Source organism: Vibrio makurazakiensis (assembly GCF_050337375.1).
GTDB lineage: Bacteria > Pseudomonadota > Gammaproteobacteria > Enterobacterales > Vibrionaceae > Vibrio > Vibrio makurazakiensis.
Map to the genome: position 1 here is coordinate 14672 of NZ_JAKJSW010000018.1, position 26982 is coordinate 41653.

Genomic DNA, 26982 nt, shown 5'->3' on the forward strand with positions numbered 1-26982 from the left:
AACATGACACGCTGGAACACGTTACTGACTTGCGCTCTATTTACATTGCCAGCCTTAGCTGATCAAACCATTACTCTTGAAGATGGCAAAGAAATACGCCTAAAAGATGACTTCACTTGGGAATATATAAGCAATCAGAATGACGCATCTAAAGATGAGTTTCAAAGTGTTCCAGTGGCAAAGTCGACAAAAGGAACAACCATAACCATTGGTGATAACAAGCCGAGCCTGCAACTTTCAAAGTCAGGTATCGATATCTTGATTGGTGCTGGTTTATACGAAAATGGGAACTTAACACTGCCGGTTTCGATAACTAACCAAAGTAGCCAAGCTATTGTTTTGGTCACATTAAAGGTAGCAGTTCATTCTCTTTCTGGAGAGCTGTTGTACCAAGATACCATTAACACCTGGCAATCCATCAAACGCCTAGCTGATACTTATTTGCGACCGCAAACCTCTGCGGAAGGTAAGCCACTCTCAGTGGAAGTTGAGCAATATCCACAGTATCAATTAACGGTCGAAGTCACTGAGGTTACCGCGCGCTAAACAGGTGTGACATACCAATAAATAGCCAAGAAGTGGCAAGCGCATCCTGCCAATACAAACAAATGCCAAATGGCATGATTGTATGGGATGCGTTTTGAAACATAGAAAATGACACCTAATGAATAGATAACGCCACCCACCGCTAGCAGAATCAACCCACCAATATCAATACTTACTGCCAACTGATAAACCACGATCAACGATAACCAACCCATGGTTAAATAGGTGATCAACGACAGTTTCTTAAAGCGATAAACAAACGCAATTTTCATCACAATACCGATCAACGCTATTGCCCAAATCACGGCCATTAGCCCTATAGCCAAAGGCGTACGTAAACCCACTAATAGGAAAGGGGTATAACTACCAGCAATGAGCAAATAAATAGCACAGTGATCTAACGTTTTCAGTAAGCGTTTCGTCTTTTCTGTAGAGATTGAATGATAAAGCGTAGAAGCAAGAAACAGTAATATAATGCTGCTGCCATAAACTGACATGCTGGCGAACGTCAGCAGATCGGCATCAAACTCAAACGAACGGATTAACAGTAAAATTAACCCAACAACGCCTAATACAACGCCCAAGCCATGGGTGATCGCGTTAGCTCTTTCTTCCACTACACTGTATTCGCTCGCCGATGCTGACGACATAAATCACCCACTAAAGTAAATTGAATATTTGCTCTAGTATTACACATTAAGCTTACACGTGTAAGCTTAAATAATTATCGCCCTTACGTCTCTGTAATCATGACGTCGACTCAAGGTATTCAAGTACCTTCTTGCCAGCAACTTCGCTTGGCGTATCAACAGGCAGAACCAGTTGACGTTTTAGCTGACCAATACCGAGTAAACTCGCCAACATCCCTTTCGCACCATCACGATTACGATCAATTTCAAACCACAACTGAAGCTCAGTTTCACTGCGGTGAGCAACTACTTCTAATTCACGCCAGCGCCCATGAAAAGGTCCGGTCGTTGGAACAAATTCAAATTCTTGTACGAAAGGTAAATCAAAGCCATCAACCGCTTCACACTCAACCTGACGAATGCGTAGCCCCTGCTCCTCTAACTCAGTAAAGATCCCATCAAGCATGCTATCTGGGCGTACGGTAAGAATATCTTTATCACTAGGATCAATCGCCATTGCGATATCTAGCCCTGTCTCTAGCCACACTTTGGCGTCACCAACAGTAATTGGCGTATTCAAAGGGATATCAAGTTCGACATCGAAGTCACGACTTTCTCCCGAACCAATCGTAAAGGCGTATGGCAAAGTCCACTTCGCTAGAGAGTAAGTTTGATGAACGCGACGCTTATGACCGCTATTTTGATTATCACGATTCGCAGATACTTCCTTGATATAGCGACAGCACAGGTTAAGTTCAATGTTGTCGATATCCTGGGCTTGAGCTCCCCCATAAACATGAACTGTAATATTGGCTTTCTGCCCAGGGTAAAGCACTTCTTGCTGCAATACAGAATCTACACGAGCAGAGCCAATTCCAAAACTGGCGAGAGTTTTCTTTAAAAACGACATATGCACCTCCTAGCAATATCTCGTAATAACTAAGGCTCATAGTAAGCTTGATTCATTATCAAACTCAAATACCCTGCTCACACAATTCTAGCTGTTATTTCGTGTAATTATTACCCAACCCTCGATCGAGAGGTCGGATTTTGATAACCTAACCTTGATATGCATACATATCATTATCCTGACTAATCATTTGGATTGGCGAAAGCCAGAAGAGCCACACTTCAAGAATTTGAAGAGCAACTCATTGTTAGTCAGGCCATTAAATTGGCAATGGATATGCCTGACCGTTAGGTAAAACTATGCGCCCAACAGCTGTCAGGTCTTCGCACACCAACCGTAGTGCGATGCGTCGTCGTAGTGGCTTTGTTACTACTCCGATCGCAAAGAAAATGGCTCCATCAATGACTCTTGTTGAGAAGACTGCTTTATTGACGTCTGCTTCAGCAAAAATTGTAAAAGCCGCTTAATAAAAAGCGCAGTATTTTACTGCGCTTTTTTCTTTCCAAGTTTTGTCTCCACTGGTATTCCCAGCCCAATTTGATACCTTTAGCAAAAATCACTATAAAAATTGTGGAGAAAGACTATGAAGTGCCATCGTATTGAGGAATTGCTTGAACTGTTAGAGCCTGAGTGGCAAAAAGATCAAGAGATGAACTTACTGCAATTTATCGTCAAGCTGACTCAAGAAGCAGGCTACCAAGATAAGCTAGAAGACCTTACTGACGATGTTCTTATTTACCATCTTAAAATGCGTAACAGCGAAAAAGATGAAATGATCCCAGGCCTAAAGAAAGACCAGGAAGATGACTTTAAAACAGCGATCTTAAAAGCACGCGGCATCATCTAGTTCATTTTACTTTCAATACTCAGCGACCATGACGGTCGCTTTTTTGTTTCTGTTCGGTATTTTTTCATCACAACTGTTATGACTTTTGTTGTTAAAGGTTGATAGTGTTAAAGAAATAACAAAGTTATTGGCGCTATAATCGCCCTCCATAAGAATCTTCTAAAATATACAGGTAGCCAAAGTTTTATAGAGCTATCACCAGAAGTAATGTCGTTGAGTGCTATCACTAGAAATCGCACCAAAAAGCCCAGAAGGATATCCAATGAGTCAGGATAAAATCGATATCAAAGATGTGACTCCAAAAACCTTTAACCCTAAGACCCATAAAGGTAATGGAGATCGATTTAACCCAAGTAATCGTATTTACGTACGTGAAAGTAAAGGTAAGTTCCAACAGCTTCGTCGCTATGGTGGTTGGTTTCTACTGCTACTTTTTGCCGTTATTCCTTGGATCCCATATGGCGAGCGTCAGGCGATATTGCTTGATATAGGCAACCAGCAGTTTAACTTTTTTGGCACCACACTCTATCCGCAAGATCTAACACTGCTTGCGATACTGTTTATGATCGCCGCCTTCGGACTCTTCTTTATCACGACTTTTCTAGGACGAGTATGGTGTGGCTACTTATGCCCGCAAACCGTCTGGACCTTTATGTATATATGGTTCGAAGAGAAACTAGAAGGTGCAGCGAATAAACGTCGTAAACAAGATTCAGGTAAATTGACTGCGAATTTAATTGCTAGAAAAGCACTCAAACATCTTGCTTGGTGGGGCATTGCTGTTGCGACAGGTTTAACCTTTGTCGGCTACTTCATTCCTGTTCAAGAATTAGTGGTCGATTTCTTTACCTTCGAAGCCAGCTTTTGGCCAATCTTTTGGGTACTATTTTTTGCCGCTTGTACTTATGCCAACGCCGGTTGGATGCGCTCGATTGTCTGCTTACACATGTGCCCATATGCTCGCTTCCAATCAGCCATGTTTGATAAAGACACCTTCATTGTTGGTTATAACACCAAACGTGGTGAAAGCCGTGGACCTCGTTCACGCAAAGCTGACCCGAAACCACTGGGGTTAGGCGACTGCATCGACTGTAATTTATGTGTTCAAGTTTGCCCTACCGGTATTGATATCCGTGACGGCTTACAATACGAATGTATTAACTGTGGTGCGTGTATTGATGCCTGTGACAAGACCATGGATCGTATGGGTTATGAGAAAGGCTTGATTAACTACACCACCGAGCACCGACTAGAAGGCCATAACACTAAGGTTATGCGTCCGAAACTTCTTGGATATGGTGCTATTCTCCTAGTGATGATGGGGCTATTCTTCGCGCAAATCGCGGCGGTCGACCCAGCAGGACTCAGCGTATTACGAGATCGTAATCAGCTATTTAGAACCAACAGTGAAGGTTTGATTGAGAACACTTACACATTAAAAGTGATCAATAAAACCCAACAACTACAGAGCTACCAATTAGATGTTGAAGGATTACCTGACGCAACTTGGTACGGTAAGCAAACTATCAAGGTTCAACCGGGTGAAGTTCTTAACCTACCAATAAGCTTAGGGGCAGACCCAGAAAAACTCGGCTCACCCGTTTCAACAATTCAGTTTATACTCTCAGATAATGACGACTTTACCCTTGAAGTAGAAAGCCGCTTTATCAAAAAGCTGTAACTACCCAGTTAACGGAAAAAGGCTCAGTAATGAGCCTTTTTTATTATATGACCGATCAAGCATTCAACTTTAATGCACTTACTCCAGACTTTATGTGGTACGCCCTCGAGAGTATTGGCGTTCGCGCCGAGTCTGGTTTACTGGCTTTAAACAGCTATGAAAACCGTGTTTATCAATTCAGCGATGAAGACAAAAAACGCTATGTGGTGAAGTTTTACCGCCCACAACGCTGGAGTGAGGCGCAAATTCAAGAAGAGCACGATTTTGCTCTAGAGTTGATTGAGCAAGAGATTCCAGTAGCCCCACCAATGAAAATCAATGGTGCAACCCTGCATCAATATCAGGGCTATCTTTTCGCGTTGTTTGAAAGTGTGGGTGGGCGCCAATTTGAAGTCGATAACATCGACCAACTTGAAGGCGTTGGCCGCTTTATGGGAAGAATTCATAAGGTTGGTGCCAAAGCTAACTTTCAACACCGTCCAACAATCAGCCTTGATGAGTACTTACATCAACCACGTAAGATCCTAGAAAATGCAGATTTTATTCCTATGCATTTGGAAAACGCCTTTTTTAACGATCTTGATATTCTCATTAAAGAGCTCGAACAACATTGGTCAAACGACACCAACATTATTCGACTGCACGGTGATTGCCACCCAGGTAATATTCTGTGGCGAGATGGACCAATGTTTGTTGATTTGGACGATGCGCGTAATGGGCCTGCAGTACAAGACTTGTGGATGCTCCTAAACGGTGATCGCCAAGACAAATTAATGCAACTCGATGTGATTTTGGAAGGTTACCAAGAGTTCTGCGATTTTAACTCATCAGAATTGAAACTAATTGAACCTCTGCGCGGTCTACGTATGGTGCATTATATGTCATGGTTGGCGAAACGTTGGCAAGATCCGGCATTCCCGCTTGCATTCCCATGGTTCAATGATCCAAAGTATTGGGAAAGTCAGGTGTTGGCATTTAAAGAACAAATCGCCACATTACAAGAACCACCGTTGTCATTAATGCCTCAGTGGTAAGCGCTACATTCTAATTATAAATCTATGGAGAGTTACACAATGAAAAAACTGTTCGCATTTGCCTCACTATTAATGCTGAGCTTATCTGCACATGCTGCGAAATTTAACGAAGGTGAGCACTATAAAGTACTTGATTTAGAACCTTCTAAAAAGCCAGTCGTGACAGAGTTTTTCTCATTTTACTGCCCACACTGTAATAGCTTTGAACCGATTATCCAGCAACTAAAAACGAAGCTACCTGAAGGCGTGAAGCTACAAAAAAACCATGTGTCATTTATGGGTGGCAACATGGGTAAGTCAATGAGCAAAGCCTACGCGACCTCTATTGCACTAAAAGTTGAAGGTAAAATGACGGCTGTACTTTTCAACCGTATTCACAACATGAACAAAGCGCCTAAGAATGATGACGAGCTACGTCAGATCTTTCTTGATGAAGGTGTAGACGCTAAGAAATACGATGCTGCATTCAACGGCTTCGCAGTAGATTCAATGGTTCGTCGCTTTGATAAGCAGTTCAAAGACAGCGGCTTATCAGGTGTTCCAGCAGTACTAGTAAACAACCGTTACCTAGTTCAAGCTCAAGGCATCAACACATTAGATGAATACTTTGAGCTAGTGAACTTCCTACTCAAAAAGTAATTCCAAAAAGAATAACGGGGAGCTTGTGCTTCCCGTTTTTTTATCCAAAAACCTATCATTCGGTCAAGGAGACTAACGAATGAAAAGAATATCGACGCTCATTGCGACTAGCTTAATCATATCTCCAGCAATAGCTCAGCTGTCTGACGAGCAAGGCTTTAGTGGTGAAGTTTCTATTAATACAGGTGTGACTTCTTCATCTTCGAATTTCAATACCGACGGTGATAGCACCATTACTTCCAATGAGCAGAAAGCTTCTTCCGAGAGTAAGTTTTTAGTTGCTCCACTTGGTAACCTTGCTTATACATTTGGCCAGGGTTTAAACCAACAAATCTATGCTGGTACTGCTCGTGATGATGTCGCAACAGGTACTGTTGTATTGCAAGTGGGTTATAAGTATCAGCTAGAGTCAGGAATGATTATTGATGCTGCCGTATTACCAACCATCATGTCTGGTAAAACATGGGCAAACCCATACCAAACAGATGTAGCACGAACCGAAACGGATGAAACAGGTAATGCATTTCGCCTGAAGCTAGACAAAATTGCCGGATCAAATTTCAGCCTAGACACTGCTTATGCGACGAAAGATGTCGACAATGATTCAGTGGTCGACGAGCTAAAGCGTGATGCTGATACCCTGTACCTAAAAGGTTCTTACCGCCAACCTCTTAGTCGTACCTCTTTCGTGCTTCCATCAATTATCTACCAATCGTCAGATGCGGACGGTAATGCCAACTCTTACGATCAGTTAGGCGCAGAGCTAAGCTATTTCAAGCTGTTAGATCGCCACCAGTTGGTGTTAACTGCCGGCTATAACCAACGTTCTTATGATGCCAGCAACCCTATTTACGACAGTAAAACGCGTAGCGATGATAACTACAGTCTTTTTGCGGCATACGAATATAAGAACTTTATGGACTGGGATGATTGGTCATTTATCGCTTTAGCGGGTTATGGCACGCAGCAATCAAATATCACTTTCTATGATGAATCAGAATCTTTAATGTCTGTCGGTTTAAACTATAAGTTCTAAGAAAAAAACAAAGCCCTCGCTTTAGAGCTTAAACGCCACATCATCTAATATTTAGGGAGCTAATCGCTCCCTTTTTATATCCAGCTAAAATAATCAAAAAAAACTTCATACTGTTTGACAAAAGTTCGACGCGCCCCTTTTTAGACTATCAGCCTCTAACAAAGGAGTATTTTCATGAAAGCTAAACTATCACTACTGGCTCTTGCTATTGCAGCAGCTCCCGCTATGGCTGAGCTATCTGAAGAAGCTGGTTTCAGCGGCGAAATTTCACTAAACACTGGCTACATGTCTTCATCATCTCATTTTGATACTGACGGTGATAAGACGCTTACTGAAGCAAATTCAACGAAAAAAGCCGAGTCTAATGGTGATTTTCTAGCACTACCGCTAGGCAGTGTTGCTTATACATTTGGTAGTCATTTAGATAAACAGGTTTATGCTGGTACAGCTCGTGAAGATATTGCTGTCGGTAACCTTGCTTTAGAGATCGGCTACAAACAAGAATTTGCATCAGGTATGGTTATCGATGCCTCTTTCCTACCAACAATCATGTCAGGTGAAACTTGGTCTGATCCTTACCTTCTAAATGCAGAACGTCAAACTACGGATGAATCAGGCAATGCATACCGTCTAAAGTTTGAGAACATATTAGGTTCTAACTTTACTCTAGATACGGCATACGCAACTAAAGATGTTAGCGATGAGCAATCTGGTATGGGTGTGTTTGACCCAGCAACAGAACAAGACTCTATTGGTGCCCTGCAACGCGATAGCTCTTCTATCTACGTAAAAGGTGAATACCAAATTTCACTGAATGAGACTTCTTTCCTACAACCATCATTAACGTATGTAAAAACAGACGCGGATGGTAAAGCCAATTCTTCGACCTCATTCGGTGGTGAGCTTTCTTACTTTAAAATACTCAACCGCCACCAGTTTGCATTAACTGCAAGCTACACGACTCGTTCTTTTGACGCAGTAAACCCACTGTTTGATAAAACTCGTGACGAAAGTGAACTAAGCTTCTTTGCTGCCTACGAATACCAAGATTTCATGGGATGGCAGGACTGGTCACTGATTTCATTCGCGGGCTACGGCACAACAGACGCTAACATCGACTTCTATGATGAAGATGAATACCTAATGTCCGTGGGTATGAACTACCAGTTCTAAAACCGTTACTGCATTAAGTCGCCATCAAAAACAAAGCCCACCTTCGTGGGCTTTATTATACCGCTTGAGCCGTTAACTGCTTCAACAACCTATCCATCGCTCGGTAGCCCAACGCTTCCGCTAAGTGCTTCTTTTCAATCTGTTGGCACCCTTCCAAATCAGCAATAGTACGTGCCACTTTGATAATTCGATGATACGCCCGTATCGAAAGCCCCAATCGATGCAGTGCATTTTCTAAAAAGTCTGCATCTTGCCTTTTTAAAGGGCAGTAAGCGTCTATTTCTCGGCTTCCCAATAACGCATTGGCCTTGCCATTACGGTTAACCATTAGCTCGCGGGCAGTGCTCACTCGCTCTTTTACTCTAGCCGTAGGTTCTCCCCGATCTCCTCCTTCAGCCAACATACCTTTAGGTAGTAGAGGTATCTCTAAAGACATATCGAAGCGATCAAGAAGTGGCCCAGATAAGCGATTCAAATAGCGCAATATAATCTGGGGATTAGCTCTGGCTTGGTTTCCTTCATAGTATCCAGTCGGGCTTGGGTTCAATGCGCCGACTAATTGAAAGCGAGCAGGAAAGCGAGTCTTCCCCTGAGCTCGTGAAATAATAATTTCTCCGGACTCTAGTGGCTCACGTAATGAATCTAATACTTTTCGTTCGAACTCTGGCATTTCATCTAGAAATAAGAGGCCATTGTGCGCGAGGGAAATTTCCCCCGGACGAGGAATTGTGCCACCACCGACAAGAGCCGCCATGGAACTAGAATGATGTGGAGTACGAAACGGGCGCTGTTTCCAGTTATGTTCGTTCACGTCTTGTTGGGTCAGTGATGCTACCGATGCCGTTTCCATCGCTTCGTCTTCATTCATTTCTGGCAGTAAATCTCGTAACCGAGAAGCCAGCATAGTTTTGCCCGTTCCTGGGGGGCCAAGAAAGAGTAAATTATGATTACCTGCAGCCGCAATTTCCAATGCACGTTTTCCCTGCTGCTGACCAATAATGTCCTGTAAGTCTCGATCATGATTTATGGATGTTCGAGCCACTGGAGTTTGATGCAGTGACAACATCTGTTGCCCACATAAATCAGCGCATACTTCTAGTAAGCTCTGTGCCGATTTATGATTATCTTTACCCACCAAAGCAGCCTGGTCTCCATTAGCATGGGGGACAACAAGACATCGTTGCGCTTTATTAGTCGCCAAAGCCGCTGGTAATACACCTTTTACACTGCGTAGTTCGCCTGATAATGCCAGTTCTCCAACAAACTCATATTGCTCTAGCTTATTCACTGGTAACTGATCAGACGCAGCCAAAATACCGAGCGCAATTGGAAGATCGAAACGCCCTCCTTCCTTGGGTAAATCAGCAGGAGCTAAGTTGACGGTGATGCGCTTAGCAGGAAATTCAAACCGAGAATTGATAATCGCACTTCTTACCCTATCTCGAGATTCCTTAACCGTAGTCTCGGGTAAACCCACTAAAGTGAAGCCCGGCATACCGTTGCTAATGTGTACTTCGACTGTGACTGGAGGAGCTTCAACGCCAACACTGGCTCGGCTATGAACGATTGCGAGTCCCATACCATTCCTTTGTTATTGATTTAAAAGTATTCACATCGAAAGTCATTCAATAATGAATTGATTAAGTTGTTATATAACGTGGTGGGATGAGGTATATATGTGAAAAAAGAATGACATTTTGCTTGTCATACAGCAGATTTCTATGATAACACTAGAGGTATAAACATTTACGTAAGAATATAAACGATAAAATAGTCACGTATGAATTTTAGCACTCGCATTTACGCTCTGGTTAACCTGATTATCGTAGTCATTATTAAGACTACGCGGGGGCGAGTGGATAAAAAATAACCACAAGATTTCAAAAACCCCCGCACTGAAAAGTCCGGGGGTTTTTTCTAATTTATATATTTACATTTTTTAATTTGAAGCATTTCGGCGTTTGTCGATGACAGGAAGAATGGGAGCACAAGATGTGCAGCGTTAAAGGAATCAGCTACCAAATATTCGGTAGCACTGGGGGTTTACGATGAAAGGTGCAGAACTAGTCGTATCCGCATTAAAGCAACAAGGCATTAAAACTGTATTCGGTTACCCGGGTGGAGCTATCATGCCAATTTATGATGCACTTTATGATGGTGGTGTTGAGCATATCCTCTGCCGTCATGAACAAGGTGCTGTCATCGCAGCGATTGGGATGGCTCGTGCCAGCCAAGACGTTGCTGTATGTATGGCGACCTCAGGACCAGGTGCAACCAACCTAGTCACAGGTTTAGCCGATGCTTTTATGGACTCAATTCCTCTTGTTGCAATCACAGGGCAAGTTGCTAGTACACACATAGGCACCGATGCATTCCAAGAGATGGATGTGATCGGTATGTCTTTATCATGTACTAAACACAGCTACCTAGTGACTGACATTAATGACCTTGCTCCAACACTGGCAGAAGCATTTGAAGTAGCAAAAGCAGGCCGTCCTGGCCCTGTTATTGTCGACATCGCAAAAGATGTTCAGCTTGCTCAAGCACCGGTAGAGATCCTTCCAGAATTCACACCACCAGCAATTCCTGTAGCAAGTGCAGAATCAATCTCGCAAGCTCAGCAGGTACTGTCAGAAGCAACCCGCCCAGTGCTATATGTCGGCGGTGGTGTTCAACTAGCGAAAGCCACAGACTCTGTTCGTGAGTTCTTACGTTTAAACCCTATGCCAGCAGTTAGCACACTGAAAGGCTTAGGCACGATAGAACGTCATGACCCTCATTACCTAGGTATGCTAGGTATGCACGGTACCAAGGCTGCAAACTTAGTCGTTCAAGAGTGTGACCTATTAATCGTTGTTGGTGCTCGTTTCGATGACCGAGTAACCGGTAAATTAGACACTTTTGCACCGCTTGCAAAAGTGATCCATATTGATATTGATGCCGCTGAATTTAGCAAGCTACGCCATGCTAATGCACCCGTTCGTGGTGACATCAATAAAGTACTTCCTCAGTTAGAACTGACTCAAAATATCGCATCTTGGGTACATCACTCTGAAGGATTACGCAGTAGCTTTAAGTGGCGCTACGATCACCCAGGCGATCCAATCTTTGCTCCGCTTCTTCTAAAACAATTGTCAGATATGATGCCTGAAAGCTCTATCATCTCGACCGATGTTGGCCAACACCAAATGTGGGCTGCGCAACACATGCAGCCACGCGATCCACAAAACTTCATTACCTCAGCAGGTTTGGGCACGATGGGCTTTGGCCTTCCGGCAGCAATGGGCGCAGCCGTTGCACGCCCTGATGACCAATCTATTCTTGTTTCAGGTGATGGCTCATTCATGATGAATATTCAAGAGCTCGGTACACTGAAGCGTCGCCAAATTCCTGTAAAAATGGTGCTTTTGAATAACTCTCGTCTTGGTATGGTTCGTCAATGGCAATCACTATTCTTCGATGGTCGTCATAGTGAAACGATCCTAGACGATAACCCTGATTTCGTCATGCTAGCAAAAGCATTTGATATCCCGGGTAAAACGATCACTCGTAAAGAAGAAGTAGAGCCAGCACTAAAAGAAATGTTGGAAAGCAAAACCGCTTATCTTCTACATATCATTATTGATGAAGAAGAAAACGTATGGCCGCTTGTACCACCTGGCGCATCAAACAGTGAAATGTTGGAGAACACATAACATGGAAAGATTCTTATTAGACATCAAAGCTGATGACAAACCCGTTCTACTAGAACGCGTTCTCCGCGTCATTCGTCACCGTGGTTTTATTGTTAAGCAAGTGGCAGGTACTCAAAACCACGAAAGCAAAGTGGCTAGTGTTGAAATTATTGTAGACAGTGATCGTCCAATTTCATTTCTAGTAAACCAAATTGAAAAGTTGTGGGATGTTCGTACGGTTGATGTCATTGCTATCAGCAAAAACGAACTACCTAACAACAACCTACAACAAAAAATTACCGGATAAGGAAGTCAGCATGGCAGCTAAAACAGCAGATTACATTTGGTTTAATGGTGAATTAGTTCCTTGGGAAGAAGCGAATGTTCACGTTCTAACTCACGCTATGCATTACGGTACTTCCGTTTTTGAAGGTGTTCGTTGTTATAACACGCCAAAAGGTCCAGTGATTTTTCGTCACCCTGAACACGCTCGCCGCTTAAAAGATTCAGCAAAAATTTACCGATTCCCTATTCCGTACACGGAAGAAGAAATCATGGAAGCAACGCGCGAAACACTACGCCAAAATAAGCTAGATTCCGCTTATATTCGCCCATTAGGTTTTGTTGGAAATGTCGGTTTAGGCGTATGTCCTCCAGAAACTACTGAGATGGACTTGATCATCGCCGCTTTCCCATGGGGCTCTTACCTAGGTGAAGAAGCGCTAGAGAATGGCGTAGATGCGATGATTTCGAGCTGGAACCGTGCCGCACCAAATACGATCCCTACAGCTGCCAAAGCTGGTGGTAATTACCTATCTTCACTACTTGTGGGTGGTGAAGCGCGTCGTCACGGTTACGATGAAGGTATTGCTCTTAGTGTTGACGGTTACCTTTCAGAAGGTGCAGGCGAAAACATTTTTGTGATTCGCAATGGCATTCTTTCTACGCCACCAGCAACGAGTGCAATCTTGCCAGGTATCACGCGCGATTCAATCATGACGCTAGCAAAAGACATGGGTTATGAAATCCGTGAAGAGAACATTGCTCGTGAAGCGCTATACCTAGCAGACGAAGTATTCATGACAGGTACCGCAGCAGAAATTGTACCGGTACGTAGTGTCGACAAAATTGAAGTGGGCAGCGGTAAACGCGGTCCAATAACTGAAAAAATTCAAGCCGCTTACTTTGGTCTCTTTAATGGGACAACTGAGGACAAGTGGGGCTGGTTAGATTACGTTTATCCAGAAAACCACACACCAGTAAAAAAGTAGCAACAGCCAAAAAATTTATAAGGATTTAAGTAATGCCAATCTATCGTTCAGCAACTACTACTCACGGACGCAACATGGCTGGTGCGCGCGCTTTATGGCGTGCAACTGGCGTAAAAGATGATGACTTCGGCAAACCGATCATCGCGGTTGTAAACTCTTTCACGCAATTCGTACCTGGCCACGTACACCTAAAAGACATGGGTCAACTAGTTGCGGGTGAAATCGAGAAAGCAGGCGGTATAGCTAAAGAATTCAATACCATCGCAGTTGATGATGGTATCGCAATGGGTCACGGCGGCATGTTGTATTCACTGCCTTCACGTGAACTTATTGCAGATTCAGTAGAATACATGGTCAACGCACACTGTGCCGATGCCATGGTATGTATTTCTAACTGTGACAAAATCACCCCGGGAATGATGATGGCAGCTATGCGCCTTAACATTCCAGTGATCTTTGTTTCAGGCGGTCCAATGGAAGCAGGTAAAACCAAGCTTTCGGATCAAATCATCAAGCTCGATCTTGTTGATGCAATGATCCAAGGTGCCGATCCAACGATCTCAGATGAGCAAAGTGAGCAAGTAGAACGCTCTGCATGTCCAACATGTGGTTCATGTTCGGGTATGTTTACTGCCAACTCAATGAACTGCCTAACAGAAGCGCTGGGTCTATCTCAGCCGGGTAACGGTTCTATGCTAGCAACTCACGCAGACCGTGAAGAGCTATTCATCAATGCTGGTAAGCGCATCGTTGATCTGACTAAACGTTACTACGAGCAAGATGACGAATCAGCACTGCCTCGTAACATTGCTAACCGTGCAGCATTTGAAAATGCAATGGCACTTGATATCGCAATGGGCGGTTCAAGTAATACAGTTCTTCACCTATTGGCAGCTGCTCAAGAAGGTGAAATTGACTTTGATATGGGTGATATCGACGAGATGTCTCGCCGCGTTCCTCACCTGTGTAAGGTTGCACCTTCAACACCTAAATATCACATGGAAGACGTTCACCGTGCTGGTGGAGTAATGGCTATCCTTGGTGAGCTTGACCGTGCAGACCTACTGAACAATCAAACACGCACAGTGCTTGGCCTAAGTATGCAAGAGCAACTCGCTCAATATGACATCATGCAAACTGATGATGCAGATGTTCTTAAGTTCTTCCGCGCTGGCCCTGCTGGCATTCGAACGACTAAAGCATTCTCACAAGACTGCCGCTGGGATCGTCTTGATGACGACCGTAAAGAAGGTTGTATTCGCACTAAAGAAAACGCGTTTAGCCAAGAAGGTGGCCTAGCAGTTCTTTCAGGTAACATCGCTGTTGATGGCTGTATTGTTAAGACTGCTGGTGTGGATGAAGAAAACCTTAAGTTCCAAGGTCCGGCCGTTGTTTTTGAAAGCCAAGATACTGCCGTAGAAGGTATTTTAGGTGGTAAAGTGAAAGCGGGTGAAGTTGTTGTCATTCGTTACGAAGGTCCTAAAGGTGGCCCTGGTATGCAAGAAATGCTTTACCCAACGACTTACCTAAAGTCGATGGGTCTAGGTAAATCTTGTGCACTTCTAACGGATGGTCGTTTCTCTGGTGGTACATCAGGTCTGTCTATCGGCCACGCTTCTCCAGAAGCAGCAAGTGGCGGTGTTATCGGCCTAGTAAAAGATGGCGATATCATCACTATCGATATTCCTAACCGTTCAATCACGCTAGATATAGCTGAAGATGAATTGGCTGCACGTCGTGAGAAGCAAGATGCACTAGGCTGGAAACCAGCAGACCGTCAACGCGAAGTATCATTTGCACTAAAAGCCTACGCAAGCATGGCGACCAGTGCAGACAAAGGTGCTGTGCGTGACAAGTCCAAACTAGAGGACTAATCCATGACCGATTCTTTTCCAACAAAAGAACGGGAACAATCTGGTGCAGATTATCTGCGCCAGATACTACGAGCTCCTGTTTATGAAGTGGCAAATGTCACGCCATTGCAAGAAATGCCACGCCTTAATGAACGACTGGGTAACCAAGTATTCATTAAGCGTGAAGATCGTCAGCCAGTGCATTCGTTTAAATTACGTGGTGCATACAATATGGTTTCGAGCTTATCTGAAACACAAAAGTCAGCGGGTGTGATTGCAGCTTCAGCGGGTAATCACGCACAAGGCATGGCTCTTTCTGGTTCAAAACTTGGTATTCAAACCACAATCGTAATGCCGAAAACAACGCCCGACATCAAAGTTGATGCAGTACGTGGTTTTGGCGGTAATGTCGTTCTACATGGCAGTAACTTTGATGAAGCCAAGGCAGAAGCTGAGCGTCTATCAGAGCTACATGGCTATACCTTTGTTCCTCCTTTCGATCACCCGTTGGTCATTGCTGGGCAAGGGACGATTGGCATGGAAATGCTGCAACAAAATGGCCACCTAGATTACATTTTTGTTCCTGTTGGTGGTGGTGGCTTGGCTGCTGGTGTAGCTGTTCTCATCAAACAACTGATGCCAGAAATCAAAGTGATTGCGGTTGAGCCAGAAGACTCTTCTTGTTTAAAAGCTGCGTTAGATGCTGGTGAACCTGTTGTGCTTGATCAGGTCAGCATGTTCGCAGATGGTGTTGCGGTAAAACGCATTGGTGAAGAGACATTCCGTTTGTGTCAAAAGTATCTTGATGGACATATCGCGGTTTCTAGCGATGAAATCTGCGCAGCTGTTAAAGATATCTTTGAAGATACACGTGCTATTGCTGAGCCTTCAGGCGCACTTGCCCTGGCCGGATTAAAAAAATTCACTGAGCAGAACAAACTAAAAGATAAGCAGTTAGGCACGGTTCTTTCTGGCGCCAACACGAACTTCCATGGTTTACGCTATGTTTCAGAACGTTGTGAGCTTGGCGAAAAACGTGAAGGCTTATTAGCGGTAACGATTCCTGAGCGCCAAGGCGCATTCTTTGAGTTCTGTAACCTAATTGGTGGCCGTGCTGTCACTGAATTTAACTACCGTTACAACGACGATAGCTTAGCCAATATTTTTGTTGGTGTGCGCTTACAAGGCGGTCAAGAAGAGCTGGAACACATCATCCGTGATTTACGTGAAGGTGGTTACCCAGTCGTTGATCTATCTGATGACGAAATGGCGAAGTTGCATGTTCGCTACATGATTGGCGGTAAACCATCTAAGCCATTAAAAGAACGCTTATTCAGTTTTGAATTTCCTGAATATCCTGGTGCTTTAGTCAGGTTCCTAAGTACGCTGGGGACACACTGGAATATCAGCTTGTTCAACTACCGAAATCACGGTGCAGACTACGGTCGTGTTCTGTGTGGGTTTGAGTTGGGTGAAGATGATCTGGCTGAATTTTCACAACACTTACGTGAACTCGGTTACCAGTGCAAAGATGAAACCGATAACCCATCTTATCAGTTCTTCCTGTCTTGATAAGACGACCTAACCATTAAGGCTATCGATTTAAAAAGGCGAGTTACGACTCGCCTTTTTAGTTTCAGGTAATAAGTTAATGCTCTAACCAATCTTGATGCAGCTGCTGGCTTGAACCTAAGTAATCGACCATCCACTCAATCATTTTGTGATTATCGTCTTTACGCCATACTAAACAACACTGGCTTAGTGGGGTGTCATCGGGCAGAATTTTCTCCACCAGCAAACCGCTTTCAATCAATGGCATAGCTATGTGCCTTGGCATGTACCCCACTCCAACCCCATTCTTAAGACACTCTATTGCACTGTACCAATTAGGCAACAATAGACGCCTTTGACTCACGTAATGCCCAGTGTGACGTTTAGGGAGCACATTAGAGGTATCATCTAAACATATAGCAGGAAACTGACTAACAAACTCTTCAGTCAGGTTTTGTTCACGCACACAAGCATGGCTTGGAGACATCACAAATGCCCAATCAAGCCTCCCCATATCACGGACTTCAAAATCACCACCAACAGGAATAGCCGATGTCGCCCCTATCACAATATCAGCTCTGCCCTGTGAAATGGCTTCCCAGGAACCATTGAACACTTCCATATTGATTTGCAGCTCTGCGAAATCGAACTTTTCATAAAAAGCCTCGATCATGGGTTTCATCTTCTCAAGCTTAACAACATTATCAAGAGTCACTTTAAGTGTTTTTTGCCAACCATGTGCCGCTCGTTTCGTTTGGGCTTTCACTTCTTCCATTTGACGTAAAAGCAGTCTCGCTTCCTCTATAAACAACTCACCTGCTGGAGTCAGTTCTACTTTCCTAGGCAGACGACGAAATAAAACCACATCCAATTCTTGTTCTACTTGACGTACTCCGTAGCTAATCGCAGACGGAACTTTATGTAATTGTTCAGCCGCTGCGGTGAAACTGCCAAGCCTTGCAACCGTATCGAGCATTTCGAGAGAAGATTTAGAAAACATGAGCCTTCAAATTTTTTGATTGATAACCACTAATTTTAACGTTTTATTTTATGTAATGCGAAAAATAGAATGGCGAGGTAAAAATATAGGGGCTTTCAGGAAGCCTAATACAAACAATTTTTTTGATGATAATTCTAATATTAGATCATCATTGCTAACTGGCACTTTTATGAACATTTCAAAATTCCAGCTTGTTTATCTTGCTGCACTATCCATGCTTGGCTTCATCGCAACCGATATGTACCTTCCTGCATTCAAAATGATGGAAGTCGACTTTGGTACAGGCCCAGAGCAAATCGCATTATCACTCACGGTTTTTCTTGTAGGTATGGCTGTTGGCCAATTGCTATGGGGCTTAGCAAGCGACAAGTTTGGTAATAGGAACACACTGGCAGCTGGTTTAGTTATCTTTACCTTGGCTTCATTTGGTTTAGCATTCAGCACGGAAGTGTGGCAACTGCTAGGCCTACGCTTTATTCAAGCGATTGGTGTATGTGCTCCTGCTGTTATTTGGCAAGCAATGGTCATTAAACGTTACCCAGCAGAAGCGAGCCAACAAATCTTCGCAACGATAATGCCATTAGTAGCACTATCACCTGCACTAGCGCCTCAGCTTGGTGTGCTACTTGCTGATAGCTTAGGCTGGCATAGTATCTTTGTCGCTTTGACGCTGCTCGGTACTTTACTCATAGCAACAACGCTGGCTCAACCAAAAGAACAACCAGAGCAAAAGCAAACTAGCATCAGCAATGACATCAAAGTTCTCCTAAAGTCTAAGCCTTACCTAGGTAACGTGATCATGTTCGCGAGTGCTTCTGCTGCATTTTTTGCATATCTAACTGGTATGCCAGAAATCATGGCGCAGTTGGGCTACGAAGCAAAAGACATCGGCTTAAGCTTTATTCCACAGACGATTGCCTTCATGGTAGGTGGCTACTTAGGTAAAGTTGGAGTTAAAAAGTTTGGCGATTCGTTAGTTCTTAAACAGCTTATAGGCCTCTTTACTGTCGCTACACTGCTGATTTTTATCGCTTCTCAGTGGGAACTAACGTCAATATGGCCGTTACTTGCCCCTTTCTGCTTAATTGCAGTCGCGAATGGCGCGTTATACCCAATTGTTGTAAACCGTGCTCTTTCTAATGCAAAGCAAAGCCCTGCAACAGCAGCCGGCCTACAAAATAGTTTTCAAATTTGCTTGAGTAGTATAGCGAGTGGTTTAGTAGCAACGATGGCAACAGTAGCTTTACCTGTAACCGGTGTTGCGATTGTTATCTGTTTAGGCGGGCTTTGGATCGGCTACATCATTGCCAATAAAGAATTAGCTGAACAATTTACCGCGCCAGACAATTCACGAGTGGTATTGGAAGACAATCAAGACTAAGTATCTGTGAAATAAAAAAGAGCGAGTTTAACTCGCTCTTTTTTGTATGGGTTTCTGGCTAAGGCGTGACCTTACTGTCTACCACCTCAAACGTTGGAGACTTCCGACTCGTATATTCTTCATAATTAACAACCCGGCTACGACCATTGTCTTTAGCCATATACAGAGCCTGATCAGCAAGTTTAACCAAAGATTCTGTATCTGATGCAGGTTTAGGGTAACTAGCAACACCAATAGAAACCCCAAGCTGCCCGAGCGATAGTCCTTTATATTCCAAGTGCATGGAACGAACAGCATCACACAACACTTGAGCAAACTCGGTCGCTTTAGCCATAGAGTGGTGAGGCAGCAAAATTGCGAGTTCTTCGCCACCTAAACGACAAGCAATTCCATCTTCACTCACATTTTGCTTAAGTAAAGTACTGATCTCTTTCAATACAAAGTCACCAGCATCATGACCAAAATTGTCGTTAAAGCGCTTGAAGTGATCCAAATCGAGCATGAGTAATGACAGCGGTTGCTCGTTGGTAGCTGAATTCATGGAGTGTTCTTCCAACTTCTGCTCGAAGAAGCGACGGTTGAATAGTCCCGTTAGAGGATCGCTTAATGCCTGAGAACGAAGTTTCTCTTGTAAACTCAAGTTCGCTAACGCTAAACCAAGATGTTCAGAAACACTGAAAGCAAGCTGCTCTATAATTGGATCAATTTTGATATCACCCTGACCAAAGTAAAGGTGCATAATCCCAATAGTATTTCCGTGAGCGGTTAGCGGAATGCAAAGGGTTTGATTGTTATCCATATCATGCATATGACCACAAGCTAATGAATGGAAAGCGTCGTTTGACTGATGCGCTCGCCCCTTACGCAAAGACCAACACTCTTCAGGTGAAAAACTCGCACTACCAGGCCAAGCCTCACCCCAATCTAACTGAGTGACTAGCTGATTTCGAGATGCTCGCATCAAAGACACGCTACCATTTACGTTGCCTAGAATTCGCGGCAGGATATCCGACACGATTTGTTGCGCTTCAACCATGTTGTTACAAGCAGCAAGCATATTGGCTAAACGGTGCATCAACTCAATTTCGTGAGTACGTTGGCGAATGCGCTCATCTTGCTTTTTCTGTTCTTCTTCCACTCTCAGATTGATTTGGCGACTACTAATATAAGAAGTWCCAACCAAAAAACTTAGACTTAAAGCTAGCATCCCTACCAGAATCCCCATCAGCTGAAAGTTCATCTGTTTTAGGTGATACATAGGTGAAGAAAGCACCACGACAAATGGTACGTTATTTACCATTACCTTCTTTGAATTATATATTCGCTCAGTCGAAGTAACCGTACTAAAACGTACATCCTTGCCATAGCCAGCCTTCAGAGCCTGTAAAAATTCAGGTCTCTGACCATGATTCTCAACTTCTTCAAGAGCATGTTTCGTTAGGTCGGTATCGCCAATAACATTGCCTTTTGAATCAATAATCTGAATTCGTAACTGAGTACTCGCTTGCGTTAGGCTACCAATATATATGTCGATATCAGTATCAACAGTAAAGCTATCTCGATCTTCTTCTATCTCATTGACCACGTCATACATCAGAGAAGTTAAATGCTCATGTTCCTTCTCCACTACCAGTTTTTCAAGCGTGATATAAAAGCCATAAAGCCCTAGCAGCATGGAAAACGATAGAATAATAATGGGCAAAACTTGCCACTTTTTATCAACTATCCTCATGAATGATTCGCCTATACAGAATAACAGCCCAAATAGTAACAATTTAACAACAAAATACAATTGGCAAGCTGGTTATTTTTTATCTAATAGGAATGAACGCCTCACTAACGCTCCCATAAAACAAAAAGCCGCAGAGATAATTCTGCGGCTTTTCTTAATATACTAAATCGTTTTACTTTTTCTTTGCCGGGCGCTGCCAATTAGCTATTTTTCGCTCTTTAGCACGACTAATAACTAACTCGTTCTCAGCAACATCTCTCGTTACTGTAGAACCGGCGCCAACTGTTGCACCGTTACCGATCGTTACTGGAGCGATCAATTGACTATCTGAACCAACAAATACGTCATCGCCAATAATAGTCTTAAACTTGTTCGCACCATCATAGTTACAGGTAATAGCACCCGCGCCAACGTTTACGCGTTGACCTATTTCAGCGTCACCTAGATAGGTGAGGTGGTTAGCTTTAGAGCCTTCACCAAGGCAAGTGTTCTTAACTTCAACAAAGTTACCTACATGCGAGTTGTTACGCATATCAGCACCTGGGCGTAGGCGAGTAAATGGACCAACCGTACAGTCTTCACCAACGGTTGCGCCTTCAATGACACTGTATGGACGAACAATGGTGTTATCGTCAATTTCACAGTCTTTCAGAACACAACCCGTACCTATAACCACGTTATCACCAATGCTCACGCTACCTTCAATAATAACGTTGGTGTCGATTTCAACGTCCATACCACATTGTAGTTCGCCACGTAGGTCAAAGCGACTAGGATCACGCAGCATAACGCCCTGCTTCAATAACTTATCAGCCTGTTCAGCCTGGTAAGCGCGCTCTAAACGAGCAAGTTGAGAGCGATCGTTAACGCCTTCAACTTCAATAGGGCTTACTGGGTGAACCGCTTCAACTGCACGACCTTCATCGTGAGCCGCTGCGATAACGTCAGTTAGGTAGTATTCTCCCTGTGCGTTATCGTTGCTTAGGCCAGACAACCAGCGCTTAAGATCGCCACCAGTAGCAACCATCACACCGGTATTAATCTCTTTGATAAGCTTTTGCTCATCTGTCGCATCTTTTTGCTCTACGATAGCGACAACAGGGCCATTACGACGAATAATACGGCCATAGCCCATGGGGTTGTCTAGCACGACTGTCAGTAGTGCAATACCGCCATTTGGCTGAGCATCTAATAGGTTTTCAACCGTTTCAGGTGAAATAAGAGGAACATCACCGTACAACACAAGTACCTTTTCATCGTCGGCAAAATGCTCAGATGCTTGATCAACCGCATGGCCGGTACCGAGTTGCTCAGCTTGCAATGCCCAATTAACAGACTCTTCAGCTAAAGTAACCTTCATCTGATCCCCACCATGGCCATATACCAAGTGAATATTTTGAGCACCAAGACCATTACAGGTATCGATGACGTGTTTCACCATCGGCTTACCTGCCAATGTATGAAGTACTTTCGGCATGTTGGAGTACATGCGAGTTCCTTTCCCCGCAGCGAGAATGACCGCGCTAAACTTCATTTAAAAACCTATTTGACGTTATTTTTGATTAAGCTTCTATTGTAACCGTTTTTAGACGGATATTTAAATGTGCAAGTACAGTTACTGGTATTAGAAACGCAAAAAGGCGACCCTAAGGTCGCCTTTATCTCAACACTGATAACTTTATATAAAATTATCGACGTTGCTTCGTCAGCTCGATTACTCGTAACTGAGCAATGGCTTTAGCCAGTTCACCGGCCGCTTGCGCGAAGTCCATGTCGCCATGCTGATTTTGGATATTCTCCACAGCCTTGCGCTTGGCTTCTTCAGCCTTTGCTGCGTCTAGCTCTTCACCACGGATAGCTGTATCAGCCAGTACAGTCGCTGTACCAGGCTGAACTTCTACCATACCACCAGAAACATAAATGATTTCTTCGTGGCCGTGCTGCTTAACAATACGCACCATACCAGGCTTGATAGCGGTCAGCAGCGGAGTATGACCATGGAAAATACCAAGTTCACCTTCGCTACCGGTCACCTGAAACGTTTCAACAAGACCAGAGAAAAGCTGTTTCTCTGCACTTACAACGTCTAGGTGAAAGGTTATTGCTGCCATATCGCCTCCTAGTTAGCCTTATAGCTTCTTAGCATTCTCAATAGCTTCGTCAATTGCACCACAGTACATGAACGCTTGCTCTGGAATGTCATCGTATTCACCAGATAGTAGACCTTGGAAGCCACGTAGAGTCTCTTTAAGAGGTACGTAAACACCTGGGTCACCTGTAAATACTTCCGCTACGTGGTAAGGCTGAGTAAGGAACTTCTCAATCTTACGAGCACGAGATACAACTTGCTTATCTTCTTCAGATAGCTCGTCCATACCTAGGATAGCAATGATATCTTTCAGCTCTTTATAGCGCTGAAGAGTAGACTGAACGCCACGAGCGATGTCGTAGTGTTCTTGTCCAACTACCAATGGATCCAGTTGACGTGAAGTAGAATCTAGCGGGTCGATCGCTGGGTATAGACCCATAGATGCGATGTTACGGTTAAGTACAACCGTTGCATCTAAGTGCGCGAACGTTGTTGCTGGAGACGGGTCAGTCAAGTCATCCGCAGGTACATATACCGCCTGTACAGACGTGATAGAACCAGCTTTAGTTGACGTGATACGCTCTTGTAGAACACCCATTTCTTCAGCTAGTGTAGGTTGGTAACCTACCGCAGAAGGCATACGACCTAGAAGTGCTGATACTTCAGTACCTGCTAGTGTGTAACGGTAGATGTTATCAACGAACAGTAGAACGTCACGACCTTCGTCACGGAAGCGCTCTGCCATTGTTAGACCAGTCAGTGCAACACGTAGACGGTTACCTGGTGGCTCGTTCATCTGACCGTAAACCATTGCTACTTTTGATTCTTCAGGGTTTTCAACGTTTACAACGCCTGCTTCCTGCATTTCAAAGTAGAAATCGTTACCTTCACGAGTACGCTCACCTACACCTGCAAAAACAGATAGGCCTGAGTGTTGAAGTGCGATGTTGTTGATAAGCTCCATCATGTTAACGGTCTTACCTACACCAGCACCACCGAATAGACCGATTTTACCACCCTTAGCGAATGGACAAATCAAGTCGATTACTTTAACACCAGTTTCTAGAAGAGCTGTCTCGTTAGACTGCTCTTCGTAGCTTGGAGCTTCACGGTGAATGGCGTAATGCTCTTCAGCACCAATTTCACCACACTCATCAATCGCGTCACCTAGGACATTCATGATACGACCCAATGTCTTAGTACCTACTGGTACTGAGATTGGAGCGCCAGTATTTTCAACTGTCAAACCACGACGTAAACCATCAGAGCTACCCATTACGATTGCGCGAACCACGCCACCGCCAAGTTGTTGCTGAACTTCAAGAACTAGACGTTCTTTCACTTCATTAACATTCAGAGCATCGTATACACGAGGTACTTCGCCCTGTGGGAACTCTACGTCGACTACCGCACCGATGATCTGTACGATCTTACCTGTAGCCATCGTTAATCCTCTAACTATTTAGTTTTACCTAAGCTTAAACCGCAGCTGCACCTGAAACGATCTCAGAAAGTTCTTGTGTAATCGCCGATTGACGGGCTTTGTTATACACAAGTTCTAAGTCATCAATAATGTCACCAGCGTTATCTGTTGCTGATTTCATAGCAATCATTCGAGCCGCTTGCTCACAAGCAAGATTCTCGACCACACCTTGATACACTTGAGATTCGACATAGCGAACCAGTAAAGCATCAAGAAGTGGTTTTGGCTCAGGTTCGTAAATGTAGTCCCAAGCATGATCGCGTTTCATGTCTTCGCTGTCTGATTTAGGCAAAGGAAGTAATTGATCGATCGTTGGTTCTTGTACCATAGTGTTTTCAAACTTGTTGAACACTACGAACAGGCGATCTAGTTCGCCTTCATCATATTTCTTCAGCATAACGCTTACAGAGCCAATCAAGTCTTCAAGGCTTGGGCGATCGCCCAGACCAGAAACTTGAGCTGCTACTTTCGCGCCGCTGTTATTGAAAAATGCTGTTGCTTTAGAACCTACAATTGCAAGCTCCACATCAGCACCTTTCTCAGACCAATCTTTCATGTCTAGCATAGCTTTCTTGAACAAGTTAATGTTCAAACCACCACATAGACCACGGTCTGTAGAAACGATGATGTAACCAACACGTTTGGCTTCACGTTCCTCAAGATAAGGATGCTTATACTCGAGGCTACCATTAGCCAAATGACCGATCACTTTACGCATTGTTTCTGCATATGGACGAGTAGCTTCCATTGCGTCTTGAGAACGACGCATTTTTGAAGCTGCTACCATTTCCATTGCTTTCGTAATCTTCTGTGTGCTTTTAACACTACCGATTTTATTACGTATCTCTTTTGCGCCGGCCATCGTTACTCTCCGTTAATGGTATGAGGTGACCCTAAGGCCACCTACCAATTACCAGGTCTGGGTTGCCTTGAAATCGTCAACAAGCTTCTTCAGCTCAGCTTCGATTTCTTTATTGAAAGCACCCGTTGTGTCGATCTGTGTTGCTAGATCGGCATATTGACCACGAGCAAACGACAGTAAAGCAGCTTCAAAGTCTAGAACTTTAGTCAGTTCTACGTCTTGAAGGTATCCACGCTCTGCAGCGAAGATTACTAGAGCTTGGTCAAATACAGACATAGGAGCGTATTGCTTCTGCTTCATCAGTTCTGTAACTTTTTGACCGTGGTCTAGTTGCTTCTTAGTCGCTTCATCAAGATCCGATGAGAACTGTGCAAATGCAGCAAGTTCACGGTATTGAGCTAGAGCAGTACGGATACCGCCAGATAGCTTCTTGATGATTTTAGTCTGCGCCGAACCACCTACACGAGAAACTGAGATACCTGGGTCAACAGCTGGACGTACGCCCGCGTTGAATAGCTCAGTTTGTAGGAAGATCTGACCATCAGTAATCGAGATTACGTTCGTTGGTACGAATGCAGATACGTCACCAGCTTGCGTTTCGATGATAGGAAGAGCAGTTAAAGAACCAGTCTTACCTTTCACTTCACCGTTAGTAAACTTCTCTACGTATACTTCGCTTACACGAGCAGCACGCTCTAGTAGACGAGAGTGAAGGTAGAAAACATCACCTGGGAACGCTTCACGACCTGGTGGACGCTTAAGTAGTAGCGAGATTTGACGGTAAGCTACAGCTTGCTTAGATAGATCATCATAAACAATCAGTGCATCTTCACCGCGATCACGGAAGTATTCACCCATCGCACAACCTGCGTATGGCGCTAGGTATTGTAGCGCTGCAGATTCAGAAGCAGATGCAACAACAACAACAGTGTTAGCCAGTGCGCCGTGCTCTTCTAATTTGCGAACTACGTTAGCAATAGTCGACGCTTTTTGGCCGATAGCTACGTAGATAGAGAAAATACCAGAATCTTTTTGGTTAATAATCGCATCGATCGCCATTGCTGTTTTACCAGTCTGACGGTCACCGATTACTAGTTCACGTTGACCACGACCGATAGGGATCATTGAGTCAACAGACTTGTAACCAGTTTGAACAGGTTGATCTACCGATTTACGGTCGATTACACCTGGTGCGATAATTTCTACAGGCGAAGTTAGTTTCGCTTCGATAGGACCTTTACCATCAATTGGCTCACCTAGCGTGTTTACAACACGACCAAGCATTTCAGGACCTACTGGTACTTCAAGAATACGACCAGTACCTGTAACTTTCATGCCTTCCTGTAGGTCAGCATATGGGCCCATTACAACTGCACCAACCGAATCACGGTTCAAGTTTAGTGCTAGCGCGTAACGGCCACCCGGTAGTTCAATCATTTCACCTTGCATCACGTCCGCTAGGCCGTGGATGCTAAGGATGCCATCGCTTACAGAAACGATAGTACCTTCATTGCGAGCTTCACTAACAACGTCGAAAGATTCAATACGTTGTTTAATTAGATCGCTAATTTCAGTGGAATTAAGTTGCATG

General features: G+C 44.0%; 24 protein-coding genes. 14 read left to right on the forward strand and 10 right to left on the reverse strand.

Translation table 11 applies throughout. The features are described from left to right. The first annotated feature begins 3 nt into the window (after window positions 1–3). The gene (locus L4C33_RS01640; protein ID WP_428810734.1) at window positions 4–546 is read left to right on the forward strand and encodes a DUF3157 family protein; all 543 of its coding nucleotides are present in this window, start codon (window positions 4–6) and stop codon (window positions 544–546) included. On the opposite strand, the gene trhA is transcribed toward L4C33_RS01640, so the two are convergent. Both trhA and L4C33_RS01650 read right to left on the reverse strand, forming a co-directional pair. Beyond that, on the reverse strand, window positions 543–1196 hold the full coding sequence (gene trhA / locus L4C33_RS01645; RefSeq protein ID WP_428810735.1) for a PAQR family membrane homeostasis protein TrhA: 654 nt from the start codon (window positions 1194–1196) through the stop codon (window positions 543–545). The two genes, L4C33_RS01640 and trhA, sit on opposite strands and share 4 nt — an antisense overlap. Before the next feature lie 97 nt (window positions 1197–1293). Next, window positions 1294–2085, reverse strand: coding sequence for a sporulation protein (locus L4C33_RS01650; protein WP_428810736.1), 792 nt, complete (start codon window positions 2083–2085; stop codon window positions 1294–1296). A 299-nt stretch (window positions 2086–2384) separates the two neighbouring features. Here L4C33_RS01650 and L4C33_RS01655 point away from each other — a divergent pair, with 299 nt between their 5' ends. The 7 genes from L4C33_RS01655 to L4C33_RS01685 all read left to right on the forward strand — a co-directional run bounded on the left by L4C33_RS01655 (window position 2385) and on the right by L4C33_RS01685 (window position 8495). Next, window positions 2385–2552: a hypothetical protein gene (locus L4C33_RS01655; protein WP_428810737.1), complete on the forward strand. Its 168-nt coding sequence runs from the start codon at window positions 2385–2387 to the stop codon at window positions 2550–2552. A 116-nt stretch (window positions 2553–2668) separates the two neighbouring features. Further along, window positions 2669–2932: a YihD family protein gene (locus tag L4C33_RS01660; protein ID WP_428810738.1), complete on the forward strand. Its 264-nt coding sequence runs from the start codon at window positions 2669–2671 to the stop codon at window positions 2930–2932. 262 nt (window positions 2933–3194) lie between these two features. Further along, the gene (gene ccoG, locus L4C33_RS01665; RefSeq protein WP_428810739.1) at window positions 3195–4613 is read left to right on the forward strand and encodes a cytochrome c oxidase accessory protein CcoG; all 1419 of its coding nucleotides are present in this window, start codon (window positions 3195–3197) and stop codon (window positions 4611–4613) included. Between the two features lie 47 nt (window positions 4614–4660). Next, window positions 4661–5647, forward strand: a complete 987-nt coding sequence (locus tag L4C33_RS01670) for a serine/threonine protein kinase (protein ID WP_428810803.1) — start codon at window positions 4661–4663, stop codon at window positions 5645–5647. A 39-nt stretch (window positions 5648–5686) separates the two neighbouring features. Continuing rightward, entirely contained in the window at window positions 5687–6286 is a 600-nt protein-coding gene (locus tag L4C33_RS01675) for a thiol:disulfide interchange protein DsbA/DsbL (RefSeq protein ID WP_428810740.1), read from the forward strand. 79 nt (window positions 6287–6365) lie between these two features. Then, window positions 6366–7322, forward strand: a complete 957-nt coding sequence (locus L4C33_RS01680) for a DUF2860 domain-containing protein (protein WP_428810741.1) — start codon at window positions 6366–6368, stop codon at window positions 7320–7322. 174 nt (window positions 7323–7496) lie between these two features. Further along, entirely contained in the window at window positions 7497–8495 is a 999-nt protein-coding gene (locus L4C33_RS01685; protein WP_428810742.1) for a DUF2860 domain-containing protein, read from the forward strand. Between the two features lie 55 nt (window positions 8496–8550). Here the strand turns inward: L4C33_RS01685 and L4C33_RS01690 are convergent, their stop codons facing one another. Then, complete coding sequence (locus L4C33_RS01690; RefSeq protein ID WP_428810743.1) at window positions 8551–10074, reverse strand: YifB family Mg chelatase-like AAA ATPase; 1524 nt, start codon at window positions 10072–10074, stop codon at window positions 8551–8553. Between the two features lie 469 nt (window positions 10075–10543). On the opposite strand from L4C33_RS01690, the gene ilvG reads away from it, so the two are divergent. Genes ilvG through ilvA form a run of 5 tightly spaced genes read left to right on the forward strand, consistent with a single transcriptional unit; the run spans window position 10544 to window position 16865 of the window. Continuing rightward, complete coding sequence (ilvG, locus tag L4C33_RS01695) at window positions 10544–12190, forward strand: acetolactate synthase 2 catalytic subunit (RefSeq protein WP_428810744.1); 1647 nt, start codon at window positions 10544–10546, stop codon at window positions 12188–12190. Between the two features lies 1 nt (window position 12191). Then, window positions 12192–12476, forward strand: a complete 285-nt coding sequence (gene ilvM, locus L4C33_RS01700) for an acetolactate synthase 2 small subunit (protein ID WP_428810745.1) — start codon at window positions 12192–12194, stop codon at window positions 12474–12476. A gap of 10 nt (window positions 12477–12486) precedes the next feature. Next, window positions 12487–13440, forward strand: coding sequence for a branched-chain amino acid transaminase (locus tag L4C33_RS01705; protein ID WP_428810746.1), 954 nt, complete (start codon window positions 12487–12489; stop codon window positions 13438–13440). Between the two features lie 32 nt (window positions 13441–13472). After that, entirely contained in the window at window positions 13473–15314 is a 1842-nt protein-coding gene (gene ilvD / locus L4C33_RS01710; RefSeq protein ID WP_428810747.1) for a dihydroxy-acid dehydratase, read from the forward strand. A gap of 3 nt (window positions 15315–15317) precedes the next feature. After that, a complete protein-coding gene (gene ilvA, locus L4C33_RS01715) occupies window positions 15318–16865 on the forward strand; it encodes a threonine ammonia-lyase, biosynthetic (protein WP_428810748.1) in 1548 nt (515 codons plus the stop codon). Window positions 16866–16941: 76 nt separating this feature from the next. Here ilvA and punR read toward each other — a convergent pair whose 3' ends face one another. Further along, window positions 16942–17844, reverse strand: coding sequence for a DNA-binding transcriptional activator PunR (gene punR, locus L4C33_RS01720; RefSeq protein ID WP_428810749.1), 903 nt, complete (start codon window positions 17842–17844; stop codon window positions 16942–16944). Window positions 17845–18013: 169 nt separating this feature from the next. Here punR and punC point away from each other — a divergent pair, with 169 nt between their 5' ends. After that, window positions 18014–19225, forward strand: a complete 1212-nt coding sequence (gene punC, locus L4C33_RS01725; protein ID WP_428810750.1) for a purine nucleoside transporter PunC — start codon at window positions 18014–18016, stop codon at window positions 19223–19225. Window positions 19226–19283: 58 nt separating this feature from the next. On the opposite strand, the gene L4C33_RS01730 is transcribed toward punC, so the two are convergent. From L4C33_RS01730 to atpA, 6 genes are all read right to left on the reverse strand, one after another. Next, entirely contained in the window at window positions 19284–20900 is a 1617-nt protein-coding gene (locus tag L4C33_RS01730) for a sensor domain-containing diguanylate cyclase (protein ID WP_428810804.1), read from the reverse strand. A gap of 229 nt (window positions 20901–21129) precedes the next feature. Further along, window positions 21130–22491, reverse strand: coding sequence for a bifunctional UDP-N-acetylglucosamine diphosphorylase/glucosamine-1-phosphate N-acetyltransferase GlmU (glmU, locus tag L4C33_RS01735; RefSeq protein ID WP_428810751.1), 1362 nt, complete (start codon window positions 22489–22491; stop codon window positions 21130–21132). Between the two features lie 154 nt (window positions 22492–22645). Further along, a complete protein-coding gene (locus L4C33_RS01740; protein ID WP_010433239.1) occupies window positions 22646–23068 on the reverse strand; it encodes a F0F1 ATP synthase subunit epsilon in 423 nt (140 codons plus the stop codon). Between the two features lie 18 nt (window positions 23069–23086). Next, window positions 23087–24490: a F0F1 ATP synthase subunit beta gene (atpD, locus tag L4C33_RS01745; RefSeq protein WP_137375416.1), complete on the reverse strand. Its 1404-nt coding sequence runs from the start codon at window positions 24488–24490 to the stop codon at window positions 23087–23089. Window positions 24491–24524: 34 nt separating this feature from the next. After that, window positions 24525–25391: a F0F1 ATP synthase subunit gamma gene (gene atpG / locus L4C33_RS01750; protein WP_428810752.1), complete on the reverse strand. Its 867-nt coding sequence runs from the start codon at window positions 25389–25391 to the stop codon at window positions 24525–24527. 48 nt (window positions 25392–25439) lie between these two features. Then, window positions 25440–26981, reverse strand: a complete 1542-nt coding sequence (gene atpA / locus L4C33_RS01755; protein WP_428810753.1) for a F0F1 ATP synthase subunit alpha — start codon at window positions 26979–26981, stop codon at window positions 25440–25442. Window position 26982 lies beyond the last annotated feature (1 nt).

What these genes read in the sequence shown, in the direction of transcription:
- L4C33_RS01670 (WP_428810803.1), top strand. Translation starts at nt 4,661, where the DNA reads ATGACCGATCAAGCATTCAACTTTAATGCACTTACTCCAGACTTTATG.
- punC (WP_428810750.1), top strand. Translation starts at nt 18,014, where the DNA reads ATGAACATTTCAAAATTCCAGCTTGTTTATCTTGCTGCACTATCCATG.
- trhA (WP_428810735.1), bottom strand. Translation starts at nt 1,196, where the DNA reads ATGTCGTCAGCATCGGCGAGCGAATACAGTGTAGTGGAAGAAAGAGCT.
- ccoG (WP_428810739.1), top strand. Translation starts at nt 3,195, where the DNA reads ATGAGTCAGGATAAAATCGATATCAAAGATGTGACTCCAAAAACCTTT.
- L4C33_RS01650 (WP_428810736.1), bottom strand. Translation starts at nt 2,085, where the DNA reads ATGTCGTTTTTAAAGAAAACTCTCGCCAGTTTTGGAATTGGCTCTGCT.
- L4C33_RS01675 (WP_428810740.1), top strand. Translation starts at nt 5,687, where the DNA reads ATGAAAAAACTGTTCGCATTTGCCTCACTATTAATGCTGAGCTTATCT.
- atpD (WP_137375416.1), bottom strand. Translation starts at nt 24,490, where the DNA reads ATGGCTACAGGTAAGATCGTACAGATCATCGGTGCGGTAGTCGACGTA.
- L4C33_RS01655 (WP_428810737.1), top strand. Translation starts at nt 2,385, where the DNA reads ATGCGCCCAACAGCTGTCAGGTCTTCGCACACCAACCGTAGTGCGATG.
- punR (WP_428810749.1), bottom strand. Translation starts at nt 17,844, where the DNA reads ATGTTTTCTAAATCTTCTCTCGAAATGCTCGATACGGTTGCAAGGCTT.
- L4C33_RS01640 (WP_428810734.1), top strand. Translation starts at nt 4, where the DNA reads ATGACACGCTGGAACACGTTACTGACTTGCGCTCTATTTACATTGCCA.
- atpG (WP_428810752.1), bottom strand. Translation starts at nt 25,391, where the DNA reads ATGGCCGGCGCAAAAGAGATACGTAATAAAATCGGTAGTGTTAAAAGC.
- L4C33_RS01680 (WP_428810741.1), top strand. Translation starts at nt 6,366, where the DNA reads ATGAAAAGAATATCGACGCTCATTGCGACTAGCTTAATCATATCTCCA.
- L4C33_RS01740 (WP_010433239.1), bottom strand. Translation starts at nt 23,068, where the DNA reads ATGGCAGCAATAACCTTTCACCTAGACGTTGTAAGTGCAGAGAAACAG.
- L4C33_RS01705 (WP_428810746.1), top strand. Translation starts at nt 12,487, where the DNA reads ATGGCAGCTAAAACAGCAGATTACATTTGGTTTAATGGTGAATTAGTT.
- glmU (WP_428810751.1), bottom strand. Translation starts at nt 22,491, where the DNA reads ATGAAGTTTAGCGCGGTCATTCTCGCTGCGGGGAAAGGAACTCGCATG.
- ilvG (WP_428810744.1), top strand. Translation starts at nt 10,544, where the DNA reads ATGAAAGGTGCAGAACTAGTCGTATCCGCATTAAAGCAACAAGGCATT.
- L4C33_RS01685 (WP_428810742.1), top strand. Translation starts at nt 7,497, where the DNA reads ATGAAAGCTAAACTATCACTACTGGCTCTTGCTATTGCAGCAGCTCCC.
- L4C33_RS01660 (WP_428810738.1), top strand. Translation starts at nt 2,669, where the DNA reads ATGAAGTGCCATCGTATTGAGGAATTGCTTGAACTGTTAGAGCCTGAG.
- ilvM (WP_428810745.1), top strand. Translation starts at nt 12,192, where the DNA reads ATGGAAAGATTCTTATTAGACATCAAAGCTGATGACAAACCCGTTCTA.
- ilvD (WP_428810747.1), top strand. Translation starts at nt 13,473, where the DNA reads ATGCCAATCTATCGTTCAGCAACTACTACTCACGGACGCAACATGGCT.
- L4C33_RS01690 (WP_428810743.1), bottom strand. Translation starts at nt 10,074, where the DNA reads ATGGGACTCGCAATCGTTCATAGCCGAGCCAGTGTTGGCGTTGAAGCT.
- atpA (WP_428810753.1), bottom strand. Translation starts at nt 26,981, where the DNA reads ATGCAACTTAATTCCACTGAAATTAGCGATCTAATTAAACAACGTATT.
- ilvA (WP_428810748.1), top strand. Translation starts at nt 15,318, where the DNA reads ATGACCGATTCTTTTCCAACAAAAGAACGGGAACAATCTGGTGCAGAT.